Source organism: Longispora fulva (assembly GCF_015751905.1).
In the GTDB taxonomy this organism is placed as follows: Bacteria; Actinomycetota; Actinomycetes; order Mycobacteriales; family Micromonosporaceae; genus Longispora; species Longispora fulva.
Window position 1 is genome coordinate 1,346,521 of sequence record NZ_JADOUF010000001.1, and the last position, 15,065, is coordinate 1,361,585.

Annotated in this window: 12 protein-coding genes; 7 read left to right on the forward strand and 5 right to left on the reverse strand. The window is 73.0% G+C overall.

What is annotated here, in order from left to right:
- Positions 1-2: 2 nt before the first annotated feature.
- The 3 genes from IW245_RS41485 to IW245_RS05930 form a co-directional block, all read right to left on the reverse strand.
- On the reverse strand, positions 3-1,946 hold the full coding sequence (locus IW245_RS41485) for a M48 family metallopeptidase (protein WP_197002185.1): 1,944 nt from the start codon (positions 1,944-1,946) through the stop codon (positions 3-5).
- A 2-nt stretch (positions 1,947-1,948) separates the two neighbouring features.
- Positions 1,949-2,545: a LemA family protein gene (locus tag IW245_RS05925; RefSeq protein ID WP_197002186.1), complete on the reverse strand. Its 597-nt coding sequence runs from the start codon at positions 2,543-2,545 to the stop codon at positions 1,949-1,951.
- A 137-nt stretch (positions 2,546-2,682) separates the two neighbouring features.
- Complete coding sequence (locus IW245_RS05930; RefSeq protein WP_197002187.1) at positions 2,683-3,879, reverse strand: ROK family protein; 1,197 nt, start codon at positions 3,877-3,879, stop codon at positions 2,683-2,685.
- A 146-nt stretch (positions 3,880-4,025) separates the two neighbouring features.
- Here IW245_RS05930 and zwf point away from each other — a divergent pair, with 146 nt between their 5' ends.
- The 6 genes from zwf to IW245_RS05960 all read left to right on the forward strand — a co-directional run bounded on the left by zwf (position 4,026) and on the right by IW245_RS05960 (position 10,950).
- Positions 4,026-5,489: a glucose-6-phosphate dehydrogenase gene (zwf, locus tag IW245_RS05935; protein ID WP_197002188.1), complete on the forward strand. Its 1,464-nt coding sequence runs from the start codon at positions 4,026-4,028 to the stop codon at positions 5,487-5,489.
- Positions 5,486-7,282 carry a phosphogluconate dehydratase gene (gene edd / locus IW245_RS05940; RefSeq protein WP_203787466.1) on the forward strand — a complete coding sequence of 599 codons (1,797 nt, stop codon included), beginning with the start codon at positions 5,486-5,488 and terminating at the stop codon, positions 7,280-7,282. Before zwf ends, edd begins: the two co-directional genes overlap by 4 nt.
- 253 nt (positions 7,283-7,535) lie before the next feature.
- Complete coding sequence (locus IW245_RS05945; RefSeq protein WP_197002189.1) at positions 7,536-8,153, forward strand: bifunctional 4-hydroxy-2-oxoglutarate aldolase/2-dehydro-3-deoxy-phosphogluconate aldolase; 618 nt, start codon at positions 7,536-7,538, stop codon at positions 8,151-8,153.
- Positions 8,154-8,241: 88 nt separating this feature from the next.
- On the forward strand, positions 8,242-8,718 hold the full coding sequence (locus tag IW245_RS05950; RefSeq protein ID WP_197002190.1) for a hypothetical protein: 477 nt from the start codon (positions 8,242-8,244) through the stop codon (positions 8,716-8,718).
- 227 nt (positions 8,719-8,945) lie between these two features.
- Positions 8,946-9,836 carry a LysR family transcriptional regulator gene (locus IW245_RS05955; protein ID WP_197002191.1) on the forward strand — a complete coding sequence of 297 codons (891 nt, stop codon included), beginning with the start codon at positions 8,946-8,948 and terminating at the stop codon, positions 9,834-9,836.
- A gap of 10 nt (positions 9,837-9,846) precedes the next feature.
- On the forward strand, positions 9,847-10,950 hold the full coding sequence (locus IW245_RS05960) for a phospholipase D-like domain-containing protein (protein ID WP_197002192.1): 1,104 nt from the start codon (positions 9,847-9,849) through the stop codon (positions 10,948-10,950).
- Between the two features lie 80 nt (positions 10,951-11,030).
- Here the strand turns inward: IW245_RS05960 and IW245_RS05965 are convergent, their stop codons facing one another.
- Positions 11,031-11,429, reverse strand: a complete 399-nt coding sequence (locus IW245_RS05965; protein WP_197002193.1) for a hypothetical protein — start codon at positions 11,427-11,429, stop codon at positions 11,031-11,033.
- A gap of 13 nt (positions 11,430-11,442) precedes the next feature.
- Positions 11,443-11,937, reverse strand: coding sequence for a hypothetical protein (locus IW245_RS05970; protein WP_197002194.1), 495 nt, complete (start codon positions 11,935-11,937; stop codon positions 11,443-11,445).
- A gap of 190 nt (positions 11,938-12,127) precedes the next feature.
- Here IW245_RS05970 and IW245_RS05975 point away from each other — a divergent pair, with 190 nt between their 5' ends.
- Positions 12,128-14,959 carry an ATP-binding protein gene (locus IW245_RS05975; protein WP_197002195.1) on the forward strand — a complete coding sequence of 944 codons (2,832 nt, stop codon included), beginning with the start codon at positions 12,128-12,130 and terminating at the stop codon, positions 14,957-14,959.
- The last annotated feature ends 106 nt before the right edge of the window (positions 14,960-15,065 follow it).

Below are 15,065 nucleotides of genomic sequence, written 5' to 3' on the forward strand. Positions count from 1 at the left end.
CTCTAGGGCAGGTCGGGCAGGCGGGCAGGGAGGCTGGTCAGCGGGGGGAGCGGGCAGTGCAGCAGGGCGCAGACGGTGCGGAGCAGTTCGATCTCGGTGACCTGTGCGACCGCGTCCTCGCTGATCACGGCCACGGCCGCCCGGACCAGGGTCTCCTTGGCGCCGGGGTCGAGCCGGTCGAGTACCGCCCAACCGTCCTCCAGCGCGAGCACCCCGCCGGGGAGGTCCGGCCGCGCCGGAGCCTCGTCGGGCAGTGCGAGGGCGAGCCCGGCCCGGTACGCCCGGTCGGCCGCCGCCGGGTCGGACTGGCCGGCCCCGGCGAGAACGGCGAGCAGCACCGCCACCTCCCGGCGGGCCCGTGACAGGGGCAGTGCCGACGTCAGCCGTGGCTTCGGGTGCAGGGCCTCGTAGAGGGCGCGGTGCAGCATCCGGGACAGGCAGTACTCGAAGGGGCTCGTGCGTCCGTCGGCGTTGATCAGGGTGTACACCGCGCCGAGCACCCCCTCCTGCTCGGTGGTCGTTCGGTGCCGCAGCGCGGGAAACGCAAGTTCGGCGAGGGGCAGCCGGAGCACCGGGGCGAGGTCGGCGAGCGCGTTGGCCTCCAGCCAGGCGGCGTCGGCAGTGGCCCGGTCGTACCGGGTGACGAGGTCGGCGTGCTGGCGGGTGCGTACCCCCGGATCGGCCGACAGGAGCAGGCCCAGCACCAGGGGCACCACCCGGTCCACGCTGCGGGCCCGGGCGGCGAACGGCGCCGGGATCCGGGCCAGGAACGCCTCGGCGTGTCGGTAGGACCCGGCGTCGGGCGAGGCGACCCGCGACACCACGAGATCCCCGGCCGTCACCGCCCGTGCCCCGGGCATGGGGCCCGGCCCGGTTCCCGGCACGGTGTGCCCGGCCAGACCCAGGGTCAGGTCCTCGCGCATCCCGTTCGGCGGCGACTGCGCCCACCCCTCCGCCAGCGCCTCGAGCTGCGCCGGATCGAACGACGGGTCCAACGCCCGGATCCGCTCGGCCAGCGGCGGATGGGTCGCGAACCACGACGCCCGGCTTTTCGACCCGGTGCCGAACAGCATGTGTCCGACCTCCTCGGCCTTCGGCGCGCCGAGCCGGGACCCGCCGGGCAGGCCGCCGATCTTCTTCAGCGCTCCGGCGATGCCGGCCGTCTGCCGGGTGAACTGCACGGCGGCGGCGTCGGCCAGGTACTCCCGCTGCCGGGACACCGACGCCTTGATCAGCCGGCCGGCGAGCACCCCGACCCAGCCGGCGGCGACCAGCGCGATCCCGATCAGGGGCAGCGGGTTGCCGCCGGACTTCTCGTCCCGGGACCGGCCGAAAGCGCCGGCCCGCAGCATCGTCTCCCCGGCCAGGGCCAGGAACATGATGCCGAACAGCAGGCCGATCAGCCGGATGTTGAGCCGCATGTCCCCGTTGACGACGTGGCTGAACTCGTGCGCGATGACGCCCTGCAGCTCGTCGCGATTGAGGGTCTCCAGTGCGCCGCGGGTGACGGCGACGGCGGCGTCCGAGGTGGACCAGCCGGCGGCGAAGGCGTTGATCGCCGACTCGTCCTGGAGCACGTACACCTCGGGGACGGCGACCCCGGAGGCGATCGCGATCTCCTCGACGACGTTGCGCAGCCTCCGCAATGCCGGGTCCGTGGTGTCGTGCGGGACGTAGTCGCCGCCGAGTTCGCGGGCCACCCGGCCGCCGCCCCCGCGCAGGGTGGCCGTCCGGTACAGGGTGGCCAGCCCGATCGCGCCGGCCGTCACCACGGTGCTCGCCACGAGCAGCCCCGCCAGGTGGGACACGGGCTGGTTGAGCGCCCCCATCGCGAGTACCACCGCCAGGTCCACCACCACGATGATCGCGACCACGGCGAGCGCGAACAGCAGCACCAGGCGGACGGACATCCGGCGCAGGTGCCGCTGGCGCTCGAAGAAGTTCATGCCTAGAACTGGACCTTGGGCGCGTCCCGCTCGCCGGGCTCGGCCACCTCGAACGGCGCGGCGGGCGCGAAGTTGAACATGCCGGCCAGCACGCTGGACGGGAACACCTCGCGCTTGTTGTTGTACGCCATCACGGCGTCGTTGTAGGCCTGCCGGGCGAAGGCCACCCGGTTCTCGGTGGACGCCAGCTCCTCCGACAGCTGCATCATGTTCTGGTTGGCCTTGAGGTCCGGGTACGCCTCGGCCAGCGCGAACAGCCGCCCCAACGTCTGGCTGAGGATGTTCTCCCCGGCGGCCAGTCCGGCCATCGCGGCGGGGTCGCCCGGGTTCGCCGCGGCCTTGGCCTGGGCGTTGACCGCGCCGGAGCGGGCGGCGATCACGGCCTCGAGGGTCTCGCGTTCGTGCCGCATGTACTCCCTGGCGACCTCGACCAGGTTCGGAATCAGGTCGTGCCGGCGTTTGAGCTGCACGTCGATCTGCGCGAACGCGTTCTTGTAGCCGTTGCGCGCCCGGACCAGGCCGTTGTAGACGCCCACGGCGTAGCCGACGACGACGAGCACCACGACGAGCAGGCAGAGGAGAGTGATCACTAGACCCATATGCCCATGATGCACGCCAATCCGGCGCTTATACCGACTTTCCAACACAGGCGACGATGGCGGTGTCGGGGACCTGTGGTTGTGTGGGGTGGTCCGCCGGCCGCCGGTGGTGTCGGGGGAGGTGTCGCCGTAGCCGTCTAACGGGGTGTTCTGGCCGCGACCGCCGCGTCCACGGCCGAGGCCGACAGCACCCGGTTGAGCACCAGGACCGTGCAGCCCACCAGACCGGCCCGCTCGTCGAGAACGCTCGGCACGATCCGCAGCCGGCGGGTCGCGTACGCCGCCGCGCGTTGGTAGACGGTCTCGCGCACACCCGCGACCAGGGGTTCGTACGCCCGGGCCAGGTCGCCGCCGAGCACGACCACGGCCGGGTTGAGGATGTTGACGGCCGCCGCGAGCACCTCGCCGAGCCGGCGGCCGGCGTCGCGCACGGTGTGCACCACCCGGGGGTTGCCGTCGCCCACCATGGACACCAGGTCGGCGACGCTGCTGACGGGCAGTCCGTCGTCGGCCAGACGCCGAACCAGAGCACTGCCACCAGCCACAGCCTCCAAACAGTCGGAGTTGCCGCATCGGCAGAGCACGCCGCCGCCGTTCTCGACCCGGATGTGGCCGAGTTCGCCGGCCGCGCCGATCGCGCCGCGTTGCAGGACCCCGCCGGCCACCACGCCCGCGCCGATCCCGGCGGAGACCTTGACGGCGAGCAGGTCCGTGATGCCCTCGGCCCGTCGGGCCCAGTGTTCGCCGACGGCCATCGCGTTCACGTCGTTGTCGACCACGACGGGTACGCCGAACTCGGCGGCGAACGGCGCGGCCAGGTCCACGTCGTCCCAGCCGGCGAAGGTGGGCGGGGTGCCGGTCCGGCCGGTCGCGACGTCCACCGGGGCCGGCACGGCCAGGCCCACGCCGCGCACGTCGTCGGCGGTGCGGCCCAGCTCGGCGAGGAGTCCCCGCCAGCGGTCCAGGAGCCAGGCGAACACGGCCTCGGGGCCCCGGGTGGCGTCCAGCGGGCCGGAGTCCTCGGCGAGGGGGTCGCCGGCCAGGTCGTACACGCCGAACTGGGTGCGGGTCACCCCGACGGCCGCGGCCAGGACGACCCCGGCGGCGGCGTTGAAGGACAGCCGGACCGGGGGACGGCCGCCGGTGGAGGGGCCGACCGTGGTCTCGACCAGCAGGCCCCTGGTCAGCAGTTCGCTGACCCTGGCGGTGACGGCGGTGCGGGACAGGCCGGTGAGCCGCCCGATGTCGCCGCGGGTGTCGGCCGTCCCGGTGAGGACGAGTCGGAGGACGTCGCCGGCGCTCGCGGGTGCCGGGGCGATCGGTGACCTGGCCATGAGACGAGAGTTAACCATTCGGACTTGCGTACGTCAAAGTGTCGATACTACGGAGGCTTCTGTATTTCATGATGCGAAACTATGCTTGCCATCGGGCCGAACTTCTGCCTAGGGTTGCTTGAACCTGCTCGGGAAGGGCGCAATTCATGCATCAGAGTGCACCGGTCGCGGCGTGTGACTTCGTGGTCTTCGGCGGCACCGGCGATCTGGCGTTCCGCAAGCTGCTGCCAGCGCTGTACCTGCGCGACCGCGACGGCCAGTTGACCCCCGACACCCGGATCGTGTCGGTGTCCCGCGCCGGCCTGTCCGACGAGGACTACCGGGACAAGGTGCACGCCGAGGTGCGCGCCTTCCTGCCGCCGGGCACCTTCGACGCCGACGCCTGGGCCGCGTTCCGCGAGCGGCTGTACCACCGCGAGCTGGACGTCACCAACCTCGCCGCGTACCAGGACCTGGCCAAGGTCCTCGTCGGCGGCGAGGACAGGGTCCGGGCCTTCTACCTGTCCTGCGCGCCGAAGCTGTTCGGACCGGTCAGCCGCAACCTGCACGAGGCCGGCCTGATCACGGAGAAGTCCCGCGTCGTCCTGGAGAAGCCGATCGGCACGGACCTCGCGTCCGCCCGGCGGATCAACGACGAGGTCGGCGCGGTGTTCCACGAGCACCAGATCTACCGGATCGACCACTACCTGGGTAAGGAGACCGTGCAGAACCTCCTGGTTCTCCGGTTCGCCAACATGCTCTTCGAACCGCTGTGGCGCTCGGGCTCCATCGACCACGTGCAGATCACGGTCGCCGAGGACCTCGGGGTGGGCGGCCGCGGCGGCTACTACGACGACGCCGGCGCGCTGCGGGACATGGTGCAGAACCACCTGCTCCAGCTCCTGTGCCTGGTCGCGATGGAGCCGCCCGCCAGCGTGGACGCCGACGCCGTCCGCGACGAGAAGCTCAAGGTGCTCCAGGCGCTGCGGCCCACCGGCCCGGGCGACGTGGTGCGCGGGCAGTACCGGTCGGGGGCGGTGTCCGGCGCGGCCGTGGCCGGCTACACCGAGGAGCTCGGCGGCCCGTCGAGCACCGAGACGTTCGTGGCCCTGCGGGTCGGGATCGACAACTGGCGCTGGGCCGGCGTGCCGTTCTACCTGCGCACCGGCAAGCGGCTCGACCGGCGCAGCTCCGAGATCGTGGTCCAGTTCCGGCCCGTGCCGCACTCCATCTTCGGCGCGGACGGCCCGCCGCTGTCCGCCAACCGCCTGGTCCTGCGGCTGCAGCCCGACGAGGGCGTCCGGCTGCACCTGATGACCAAGGAACCCGGCCCGGGCGGGTACCGGGCCCGGGGCGCGAGCCTCAACCTGCAGTTCTCCGAGACGTTCAAGACCCGCACCCCCGACGCGTACGAGCGCCTGCTGATGGACATCGTGCGCGGCAACCCGACCCTGTTCATGCGCCGCGACGAGGTCGAGGCCGCGTGGACGTGGACGGAGCCGATCCTGGCCGCCTGGGCCGCCGACGCTGTCGGCCCGAAGCCCTACGCCGCCGGTTCTTCCGGCCCCGCCGCCGCGATCGCCCTCATCGAGAGGGACGGCCGCACCTGGCACGAGGAGGAATCCACGTGAACCCCGTCCTGGACGCCGTGACCCGCCGGATCGTTTCGCGTTCGGCTCCGAAACGTTCCGCCTACCTCGCCCGGATCCGGGCCGCCGCGCACACCGGCCCCGCCCGGGGCGACCTGGGCTGCGCCAACCTCGCGCACGGCTTCGCCGCCTGCGGACCCGAGGACAAGCTGGTCCTGCGCACCACCCCGCGCGCCAACATCGGCATCGTCACCGCGTACAACGACATGCTGTCCGCGCACCAGCCGTATGAGACCTACCCGCCCCGGCTGAAGGCCGCGCTGCGCGAGGTCGGGGCCACCGGGCAGGTCGCCGGGGCCGTGCCGGCGATGTGCGACGGGGTGACCCAGGGCCGGGCCGGCATGCAGCTGTCCCTGTTCAGCCGGGACGTGATCGCGATGGCCACGGCCGTGGCGCTCTCGCACGACATGTTCGACGGCGCGCTCTACCTGGGCGTGTGCGACAAGATCGTGCCAGGGCTCGTGATCGGTGCGCTGAGCTTCGGCCACCTGCCGGCCGTGTTCGTGCCCGCCGGCCCGATGGTCTCCGGGCTGCCGAACAAGGCGAAGGCGCGCATCCGCCAGCAGTACGCCGAGGGCCTGGTCGGCCGCGAGGAGCTCCTCGAAGCCGAGTCGCAGTCCTACCACTCGGCCGGCACCTGCACGTTCTACGGCACCGCGAACTCCAACCAGCTCGTCATGGAGGTCATGGGCCTGCACCTGCCGGGCTCGAGCTTCGTCAACCCGGGCACCGCACTGCGCGACGCGCTCACCGCCGAGGCCGCGCGCCGGGTCGTGTCGCTGACCGCGCTGGGGAAGAACTACACACCGATCGGCGAGGTCGTCGACGAGAAGGCCATCGTCAACGGGGTGGTGGCGCTGCTGGCCACCGGCGGCTCCACGAACCACACGATGCACCTCGTCGCGATGGCCGCCGCCGCCGGCATCGAGCTGACCTGGGACGACATGGCCGAGCTGTCGGCGGTGGTGCCGCTGCTCAGCCGGATGTACCCGAACGGCGCCGCCGACGTGAACCACTTCCACGCCGCCGGCGGCATCGGTCTGCTGATCCGCGAGCTGCTGTCGGCCGGTCTGCTGCACCCGGACGTGCGCACGGTCGCCGGCACCGGCCTGGAGAACTACCTGGCCGAGCCGTTCCTCGACGGGGAAACCCTGGTCTGGCGGGACGGGGTCGCCGAGTCTGGCGACAAGGACGTGCTGCGCGGCGTGGGCGACCCGTTCGCCCCCGACGGCGGGATGCGGATGCTCGCCGGCAACCTCGGCCGGGCCGTGATGAAGGTGTCCGCCGTGAAGGCAGAGCACCGGATCGTGCAGGCCCCGGCCCGGATCTTCGACGACCAGCTGGACTTCCTGGCGGCCTTCGAGCGCGGCGAGTTCCCGGCCGACGCCGTGATCGTCGTCCGCTACCAGGGCCCGAAGGCCAACGGCATGCCCGAGCTGCACAAACTCACCCCCCCGGTCGCCGTGCTCCTCGACCGGGGGCTGAAGGTCGCGCTCGTCACCGACGGCCGGATGTCCGGCGCGTCCGGCAAGGTGCCGGCCGCGATCCACGTGACCCCGGAGGCCGCCGACGGCGGGGCCCTGGCACTGCTCCGGGACGGCGACGTGCTCCGGCTCGACGCCGACGCCGGCACCGTCGAGGTCCTCGCCGACCTCACCGGCCGAGCCCCGGAAGGTTCCCCCAAGGAGACCGACGCGTGGGGTACCGGGCGGGAGCTGTTCGCCGGCTTCCGTGCCCTGGTCGGCCCGGCCGACCGGGGTGCGACGATCTTCTGAGCGGAACCGGGGCCGGTGTCGACGGTGTCCGGTCGGGCGCGCCGGCACGATCGGATCCGTCCGTCAGGATGTCCGGGGCGGACCACCGGCCAGCTCCGGCCGGGGCCGGGGCGGCCCGCCCATCCACGGCCCCGAGCCCGCCCGACCACCGGCACGTCCGGCCCGATCGACCACCGGCACGTCCGGCCCGCCCGACCAGCAGCACGTCCGAGTCCGACCGACGACCAGCACACCCGAGCCCGACAGGGGAACCATGACCTCGATTCTCGACCTCGCGCCCGTCATCCCGGTCGTGGTCATCCACGACGCCGCCCACGCCGTGCCGCTCGCCCGGGCGCTGGTCGCGGGGGGCCTGCCGGCCATCGAGATCACGCTGCGCACCCCGGCGGCCCTCGACGCGGTGCGCGCCATCGCCGCCGAGGTGCCCGAGGCCTGGATCGGCGTCGGCACCGTGACGACGCCGGCGCACGTCGCCGCCTCCGTGGCCGCCGGGGCCAGGTTCCTGGTCAGCCCCGGCGCGACCCCGGACCTGCACGCGGCGCTCGCCGACTCTGGGCTGCCGTACCTGCCCGGGGTCGCCACCGTGTCCGAGGTCCTCGCGGCCGTCGAGCGCGGGCTGTCCGAGCTGAAGTTCTTCCCGGCGGAGGCGGCCGGGGGAGCGGCGTACCTCAAGGCGTTGTCCGGGCCGCTGCCCGACGTGCGGTTCTGCCCGACCGGCGGCATCACGGTCGACAGCGCCGCCGGCTATCTCGCGCTGCCGAACGTGGGTTGCGTGGGCGGCTCGTGGCTGACCCCGGCGGACCTGCTCGCCGCCGGCGACTGGGACGCGGTCGAGGGGCTCGCGGCGAAGGCCGCCGGACTGCGCCCCTGACCCCGCCCGCGCGCCCGTGAGCCTGTCCGTGGTGGCGGAGTCCCCCATGCCCGCCGGTTGTGGAACGGACGCCGGCTATAACAGGGGGATGAGATTTCGTCGATGGGTACCGGTTGTCCTGGCGGCGCTCGCAGTCCCGGGCGTGGCCGGATGCGTGGCGGTCGACCGGGCCCGGGCGGCGGACGTGCGCGCCCACGCCGCCGACGACTGCCGCGGGGTCGTCGGCCACGACGTGACGGGCCCCGCCGAGGTCCAGTGGCCGTTCGGCTACACCGGCGTCGCCTCGGCCTGCGGGCAGCGGCGCGCCGAGGGCCACCTGCTCGGCGCGTACCCGGGCAGCGGCTACTACGTGGTCACCAGCCCCGACGGCCTGTTCGTCACCCGGGTCGACTTCGGTGGCCCGGACCCGGGTCGCCACACCCGTAACCGGGCCGTGCGGCTCGCCCCCGACGCTGTCCCGGGTGGTGTGCTCACCGCGGAGGAGGTGACCCGCTACCGGGCGGACGTCGCCCGGCGCGGCGGGCTCGGCCCGACGGTCCGGGTCAGCGACGGTTTCGTGGTCTGAGCGGCTCCTGTATGAGGAGGACCTGGCGTTCGAAGACCTCGAACCACGGTCCGGTCTGCCACGCGAAGCGGGAGATCTTCCGGGAGGGCACCGGGTACCCGGTGACGGTGTCGGCTGTGGACACGTGGACTCTCCTCACACTTCCGACGGCCTCGCGCGGGCCGAACCAATTCATAATCGGTATTAATTTGGGCAATTACCAAGAATTCCTGCTATAACTATTCGTTATGGACGTGGATCTGCGTCTCCTCCGGTACTTCGTCTCCGTCGCCGAGGAGCTGCACTTCACCCGGGCCGCCGAACGCCTGCACATCTCCCAGCCCGCGCTGTCCAAGCAGGTCAGGCTCCTGGAGAGCCAGTTGCGGATGAAGTTGCTCCGCCGTTCCAGTCGACACGTCGAGCTCACCGACGCCGGCCGCGCGCTGCTGCCCCAGGCCCGCCGGCTGCTCGACCAGTGGTCGCAGTCGCTCGCCGCCACCCGTGCGGCGGCCGCCGAGGAGAACCGCACCCTGCGGGTCGGTTTCGTCGCTAACGCGTGCGGCGAGCTGACGCCGCGGATCTTCCAGGAGTTCGCCCGCCGCCGGCCGGACTGGAAGGTGACCATGTCCCAGGCCGCGTGGGGCGACCCGACGTGCGGGCTGCGCGACCGCCACGTCGACGTCGCCTTCCTGCGGGTGCCCGTCCCGGCCGACGAGTGCTTCCACCAGCGGGTCCTGCTCAGCGAGCCCCGCTGGGTCGTCCTGCCGGCCGGGCACCGGCTCGCCGCCCACGCCGTGGTGCCGTTCGCGGCCCTGCTCGATGAGCCGTTCGTGGCCACCCCGGTCGAGTCCGGGGTGTGGCGCGACTTCTGGCTGGCCGTCGAGGAGCGCGCCGGGCACCCGGTCAGGATCGGCGCCGAGGTCCGTTCGTCCGACGAGTGGATGGAGGCCATCGCCAACGGCTTCGGGGTGTGCTTCACCGCCGAGTCGACGGCCCGGTTCTACACCCGCCCCGGGGTGGTCTACCGCCCGGTGGACCGGATCTCCCCGACCCGGGTGGCGCTGGCGTGGCACCGCGACGACCGACGCCGGATCGTCGCCGATTTCGTGGCCGTCTGCACGGCCGTCGCCGAGGGATAGGAGTACGTCCATGGGGGTAGACCTGGGTGGCGTCGAGTTCTACACCGGACCGACCGTGCTCGGCGGTCCGGACGACCTGGAGGCCGTCGTGCTGGACTTCATCGGCGGCGCGAAGAAGGTGCTGCTCATCGCCGTGCAGGCGCTGGACTCCCGCCCGGTGGCCGAGGCGATCCTGACCGCGAAGTCCGCCGGGGTCCGGATCCAGCTGATCCTGGAGGGCAACTACCTCACCGAGGACGAGGCGGTCGACAAGCCGTGGGAGCCGGGCGGGGCCAACGAGGTCAACCGCACGATCCACGCCGCCCTGCTGCGGGCCAGGGTCGACATCATCACCGACCTGAACCCGGAGCTGTTCCACCAGAAGTTCATGGTCCGCGATCCGGGCCTGCCGTCGGCGGCCGTGCTCACCGGGTCGGCGAACTTCACCCTGACCGACACCGGTGCCAACCCGCCGGCCGGGACCGGGGGCAAGAAGGGCAACAACCTCAACCACATCGTGGTACTGCGCGGCACGCGCATCACCAGCCCCTACGTCACCGAGTTCGCCAGCCTGCGCTCCGGCACCTTCGGGGAGCTCAACCAGCGGGTCGAGCCACGTCCCCTCGAGGTGCGGCTCGGCGGCATCCGGGTCAAACCGCTGTTCGCCCCGCAACAGGGCCCCGAGATGGAGATCATGAAGCAGATGCTCAAGTCGCAGTCGAGCGTGGACTTCGCGATGTTCACCTTCGCCCGGTCCTCCGGCATCGACGACACGATGATCCGGCTGGTCGACTCGCTGACCCGGGTCCGAGGGGTCCTCGACCGGGGCCAGGGCGGGCAGAAGTGGGCGGCCACCCCGGACCTGAAGGCCGCCGGGGTCCGGCTGTTCGAGAACAAGCCCGGCACCGGGGTCCGCAAGGTGCACCACAAGCTGATGGTGGTCGACGAGCGGCTGACCATCGCCGGCAGTTTCAACTTCACCGCCCCGGGCGCGACGCTCAACGACGAGAACATCATCGTGCTCGGCGACCTGGAGGAGACCGACCCGGTGGCGGAGGGCCGGCAGCGCCAGGTCGCGGCGTTCGCCCTCGCCGAGATCGACCGGATCGTCAACGACCTGGGCAGGCCACTCTGAGGCCGGCGGCGGCCCGCCGGGACAGCGGGACGCCCGGCGGCCCCCGTGGGGTCGCCGGGCGCTCCGGTCGGTGCTGCGGGTCAGCAGTTCGTGATCATCCAGGCCCCGAACCGGCCGGCCACCGCCTGGTTCTCCGGCTTCGTCAGCCAGTCGGTGGCGCCCGGCTCGCCGTTGAGGATCGCCAGGTGACCCACGACGAACTGGTGCACGTCCGTCTTGATGTCGGCCGGCGCCCCGTCGTCGAGCGTCTTGAGATCCTTGCGGAGCTGGTCGAGGTCTGTCTTGTTCGTCCCGTTCATGTAGGGCGTCGCCGCCCGGAGGGTGACGGAGGCGAGCAGGTCGCAGAACTGCCGGTTCACGGTGGCCTTGCTCGGCGAGACCGAGGCCGGGGTTCCGGTGGCCCCCTCGCCCGGCGGCGTGCACGCGGCGAGGGCGAGCGGGAACGCCGCGAGGACGGCGACGACCGCGAGACGCTTCATGATCCGGTACTCCTTAGCAGTTGTGGGCGTACCAGAAGGCGGTGTGCGACAGCGCGGCCTCCACGTCCTTGCCGTCGGAGCGCTCGTAGGCGCCCGGCTTCTCGTCGATCAGGTCGATGTCGAGGGTCACGATCACCTGCATGTCCTGGCGGATGTCCGCCGGGGCGGCGTCGGCGATCGCCTGGAACGCCTTCTTGGCCTTGGCCTTCTCGACGCCGACCACGGCGGGGTTGCCGGTCAGGGCGACGGTCCGCAGCTTCTCCTGGTCGGCCTCGTACAGCTTGCAGAAGTCGCCCACCGGGACGGCGGTGACCCCGGCGGTCGGCCGCGCGCTCGGGCCGGCGGTGCTGGCCGCGCCCTTGCTGGTCGCCTCCGGGGCGGCCGAGCCGGACTGGCCGTCACTCGGAGCGGGTGACTGGACCGGAAGCTCACAGGCAGTGAGCGACCAGCCCAGCGCGAGGAGCCCGGTCGTGGCCGCCAGCATCCTCCGACGAGTTCCTGTGGACATTCTTTCCTCCGGTTTGGTGTCGACAACCGGTCACGGGACCGGTGATGTCGGGGGTGCCGCCGTACGCTTCCCGCATTGCGGCAAATGCCGTTGAACTTGCACTTAGTCGGGTCATACGCTGAGATGCGCATCGGCCCGTGGGAGAGAGCATCACCGCACTCGCTCAACGTTCGCTCAAGGTGGTGAGGCTGTGGCGGGATCCGAGTCCGTGGACTTCCGGGTGCTCGGGCCGATCGAGGCCCTGGCGGGAGGCGAGCCGGTGCGTCTGGGGGGTCCCCGGCCGCGTTCCGTCCTCGGTGTCCTGTTGGTGCACGCCGGGCAGGCCGTGCCCGTCGAGCACCTGATCGACCAGTTATGGGGCGACGCCCCGCCGGCCAGCGTCCTGCACGCGCTGCACGTGCACATCTCGTCCCTGCGCAAGGTGCTCGGCGAGCGGCTGGTCACGGTCGCCTCCGGGTACATGCTCGACGCGGCCCCCGACGAGGTCGACGCCGGCCGGTTCGAGGCCCTCGTCGCCCGGGGCAGGGAACTGCTCGCCACCCACCCGGCCCGGGCCGCCGAGGACCTCGCGGCGGCGCTCGCCCTGTGGAAGGGCGAGCCCTACGCCGGCATCCCGGCCGGCCCCGACGTCGAGGCCGCCCGGCTCCGGCTCGCCGAACTGCGGCTGTCGGCGTGGGAGGACCGGGTGTCCGCGGACCTGTCCCTCGGCCGGCACGCCCCGGTCGCCGCAGAGCTGGCCGGCGTCGTCCTCGCGTACCCGACCCGCGACCGGCTCGTCCGGGCCCACCTGCTCGCGCTGTACCGGTGCGGCCGGATCGCCGACGCCCAGGCGGCGTACGCGGCGCTGACCGGAGTGCTGGAGGCCGAGCTGGGCGTCGAACCCGGCGAGGAGGTCGCGGCGCTCGCCCGGGCCATCGACCGCCGGGACCCGACCCTCGACCCGCCCTCGACGATCCCCGTGCCGGCCAGCCGGTTCATCGGCCGCCGGCGGGAGCTCGAACAGCTCGCCGACCAGCTCGGCGCGTCCCGGCTGCTGACCGTGACCGGCCCGGGCGGGGCCGGCAAGACCAGACTCGCCCTGGAACTGGCCCGCGACACGGCGGCCGACTACCCCGACGGCGCGTTCGTCGTCGAGCTGGCGGCCCTGCCCGCCGGCACCCCCGTCGCCGCCGTGGTCGCCGCGGCCGTCAACGTGTGGGAACGCACCTCAGAGCCCATCCTGCGCAGCCTCGTCACCCGGCTGCACAGCGCCAGGGTGCTCCTGGTCCTGGACAACTGCGAGCACGTCGTCGACAGCTGCGCGGAGGTCGTCGACACCCTGCTCCGCGAGTGCGTGGGCGTGCGCGTCGTCGCCACCAGCCGTGAACCGCTCGGCGTGCCCGGCGAGCTGGTCCGACCCCTGGCCGGCCTGACCATCCCGGCCGAGGACGCCCCCGGCGCCGTGGCCGCCCGGGCCGAGTCGGTCCGGCTGCTCGCCGACCGGGGCGCCGCCGCCCGGCCCGGGTTCGCCGTCACGGCCGCCAACATCGCCACCGCCCGCCGGCTCACCCGCCGGCTCGACGGCCTGCCCCTGGCGATCGAGCTGGCGGCGGCCCAGCTGCGCACCCTGTCCCTCGACGAGGTCGCCGAACACCTCGGCCGCCGGCTCGACCTGGCCGACCGCCGGTCGCGGACCACCCCGGACCGGCACCGCACGATGCGCGCCGCCATCGACTGGAGCTACCAGCTCCTCGAACCCGACGAGCAGGCACTGTTCCGCGGGCTCGCCGTCTTCGTCGACGGCTGTGTCGCCGAGGCCGCCGAGACCGTGACCGGGATGGGGCACGACGTGCTCGCCCGGCTCGTCGACCAGTCCGTGGTGGTCGCCGAGCAGCACACCGACGGCACCCGGTACCGGGTGCTGGAGCTGGTCCGCGAGTACGCGACGGAGCAGTTGGCGCTGTCGGGGGAGGCCCCGGAGCTGCGGCGCCGGCACGCGCGGTGGTACGCGGACTTCGCCGAGCAGTCCTACCAGGCCAAGACCGCCGCCCCCCGGCTGCGGATGGTCCGGGCGGAGGTGCCCAACTTCCGCGCCGCCGTGCGCTGGTGCTTCGGCGAGGGCGGCGAGCCGGAGACCGCCGTCCAGATCGGCGCGTCCATGTGGTGGTACTGGAGCGACCACGGCATGAGCGTCGAGGCCCTCGGCTGGATCCGCCGGGTGCTCGACGATCCGGCGGTGTCACTGTCCCCTGAGGTGTACGTCCGGGCGACCCGCGCGGCGTCCGCCCTGGTCCGGGGCTCGGGCGACCTCGAACTGGCCCGGCTGTGGGGCGAGCAGTCCCTGGCGGCCTGCCGGGAACTCGGGGACGGCCAGGCGCTGCAGAGCGCGCTGAACGGCCTGGCGTTCACAGCCCTGGCCCAGGCGGACTACGCCGCGGCGGAACGGTTCGCGCTCGAGTGCAGGGCCGCGTGCGAGGAGGCCGGGAACAAGTACCGGGCGATCGTGTCCGGCACCCCGCTCGGCCTCGCGCTGTGCGGGCAGGGCCGGTGGGAGGAGGCCGGGGCGCTGTTCGCCGAGATCCGGGAGTGGTGCGGGGGAGCCGGCGCGCAACCTGTGGGCACGGCCGCCGCGACCAGCAACCTGGCCATGGTGCGCCGCCAGCTCGGCGACATCGAGGGCGCGCGGGAACTGTACCGCGAGAGCCTCGCCGAGTACTTCGACCTGGGCCTGGCCACCGGACAGATGGAGGTCCTCGACGGGCTCGCCGGCATCGCGTGCGCGGAGGGCCGCCACGCCCGGGCCCTGCGGCTGCTGACGGTCACCGACCGCGAGTGGGACCGGTTCGGGGTGATGGAGATGACCAACCACCATAGGCTCGCCGACCGGGCCGCCACCCGGGCCGCCGCCGGCGCGGCGCTCGGGGCCAGGGCGGCCCAGATCGCCGACGCCGTGCGGGGACTGAGCCTGGCGGCCGTCGTGGCCGACGTCCTTGCGGAGGAGGACGCGCCGGGGCCGGCCGCGAAGGTCGCCGCGGGCCGCTGACCGCGGCTGCCCCGGCGGGGATCACCCCGGCCGGCGCCACGGGCCCGCCGGGCACCCGGGACCGGCCGGGCGGACGCGGAGTGCCGTGCCGCGGCGTACCCGGAAA

Coding starts and splice junctions, on each gene's coding strand:
- IW245_RS41485 (WP_197002185.1), bottom strand. CDS start 1,946: ATGAACTTCTTCGAGCGCCAGCGGCACCTGCGCCGGATGTCCGTCCGC.
- IW245_RS05925 (WP_197002186.1), bottom strand. CDS start 2,545: ATGGGTCTAGTGATCACTCTCCTCTGCCTGCTCGTCGTGGTGCTCGTC.
- IW245_RS05930 (WP_197002187.1), bottom strand. CDS start 3,879: ATGGCCAGGTCACCGATCGCCCCGGCACCCGCGAGCGCCGGCGACGTC.
- zwf (WP_197002188.1), top strand. CDS start 4,026: ATGCATCAGAGTGCACCGGTCGCGGCGTGTGACTTCGTGGTCTTCGGC.
- IW245_RS05945 (WP_197002189.1), top strand. CDS start 7,536: ATGACCTCGATTCTCGACCTCGCGCCCGTCATCCCGGTCGTGGTCATC.
- IW245_RS05950 (WP_197002190.1), top strand. CDS start 8,242: ATGAGATTTCGTCGATGGGTACCGGTTGTCCTGGCGGCGCTCGCAGTC.
- IW245_RS05955 (WP_197002191.1), top strand. CDS start 8,946: ATGGACGTGGATCTGCGTCTCCTCCGGTACTTCGTCTCCGTCGCCGAG.
- IW245_RS05960 (WP_197002192.1), top strand. CDS start 9,847: ATGGGGGTAGACCTGGGTGGCGTCGAGTTCTACACCGGACCGACCGTG.
- IW245_RS05965 (WP_197002193.1), bottom strand. CDS start 11,429: ATGAAGCGTCTCGCGGTCGTCGCCGTCCTCGCGGCGTTCCCGCTCGCC.
- IW245_RS05970 (WP_197002194.1), bottom strand. CDS start 11,937: ATGTCCACAGGAACTCGTCGGAGGATGCTGGCGGCCACGACCGGGCTC.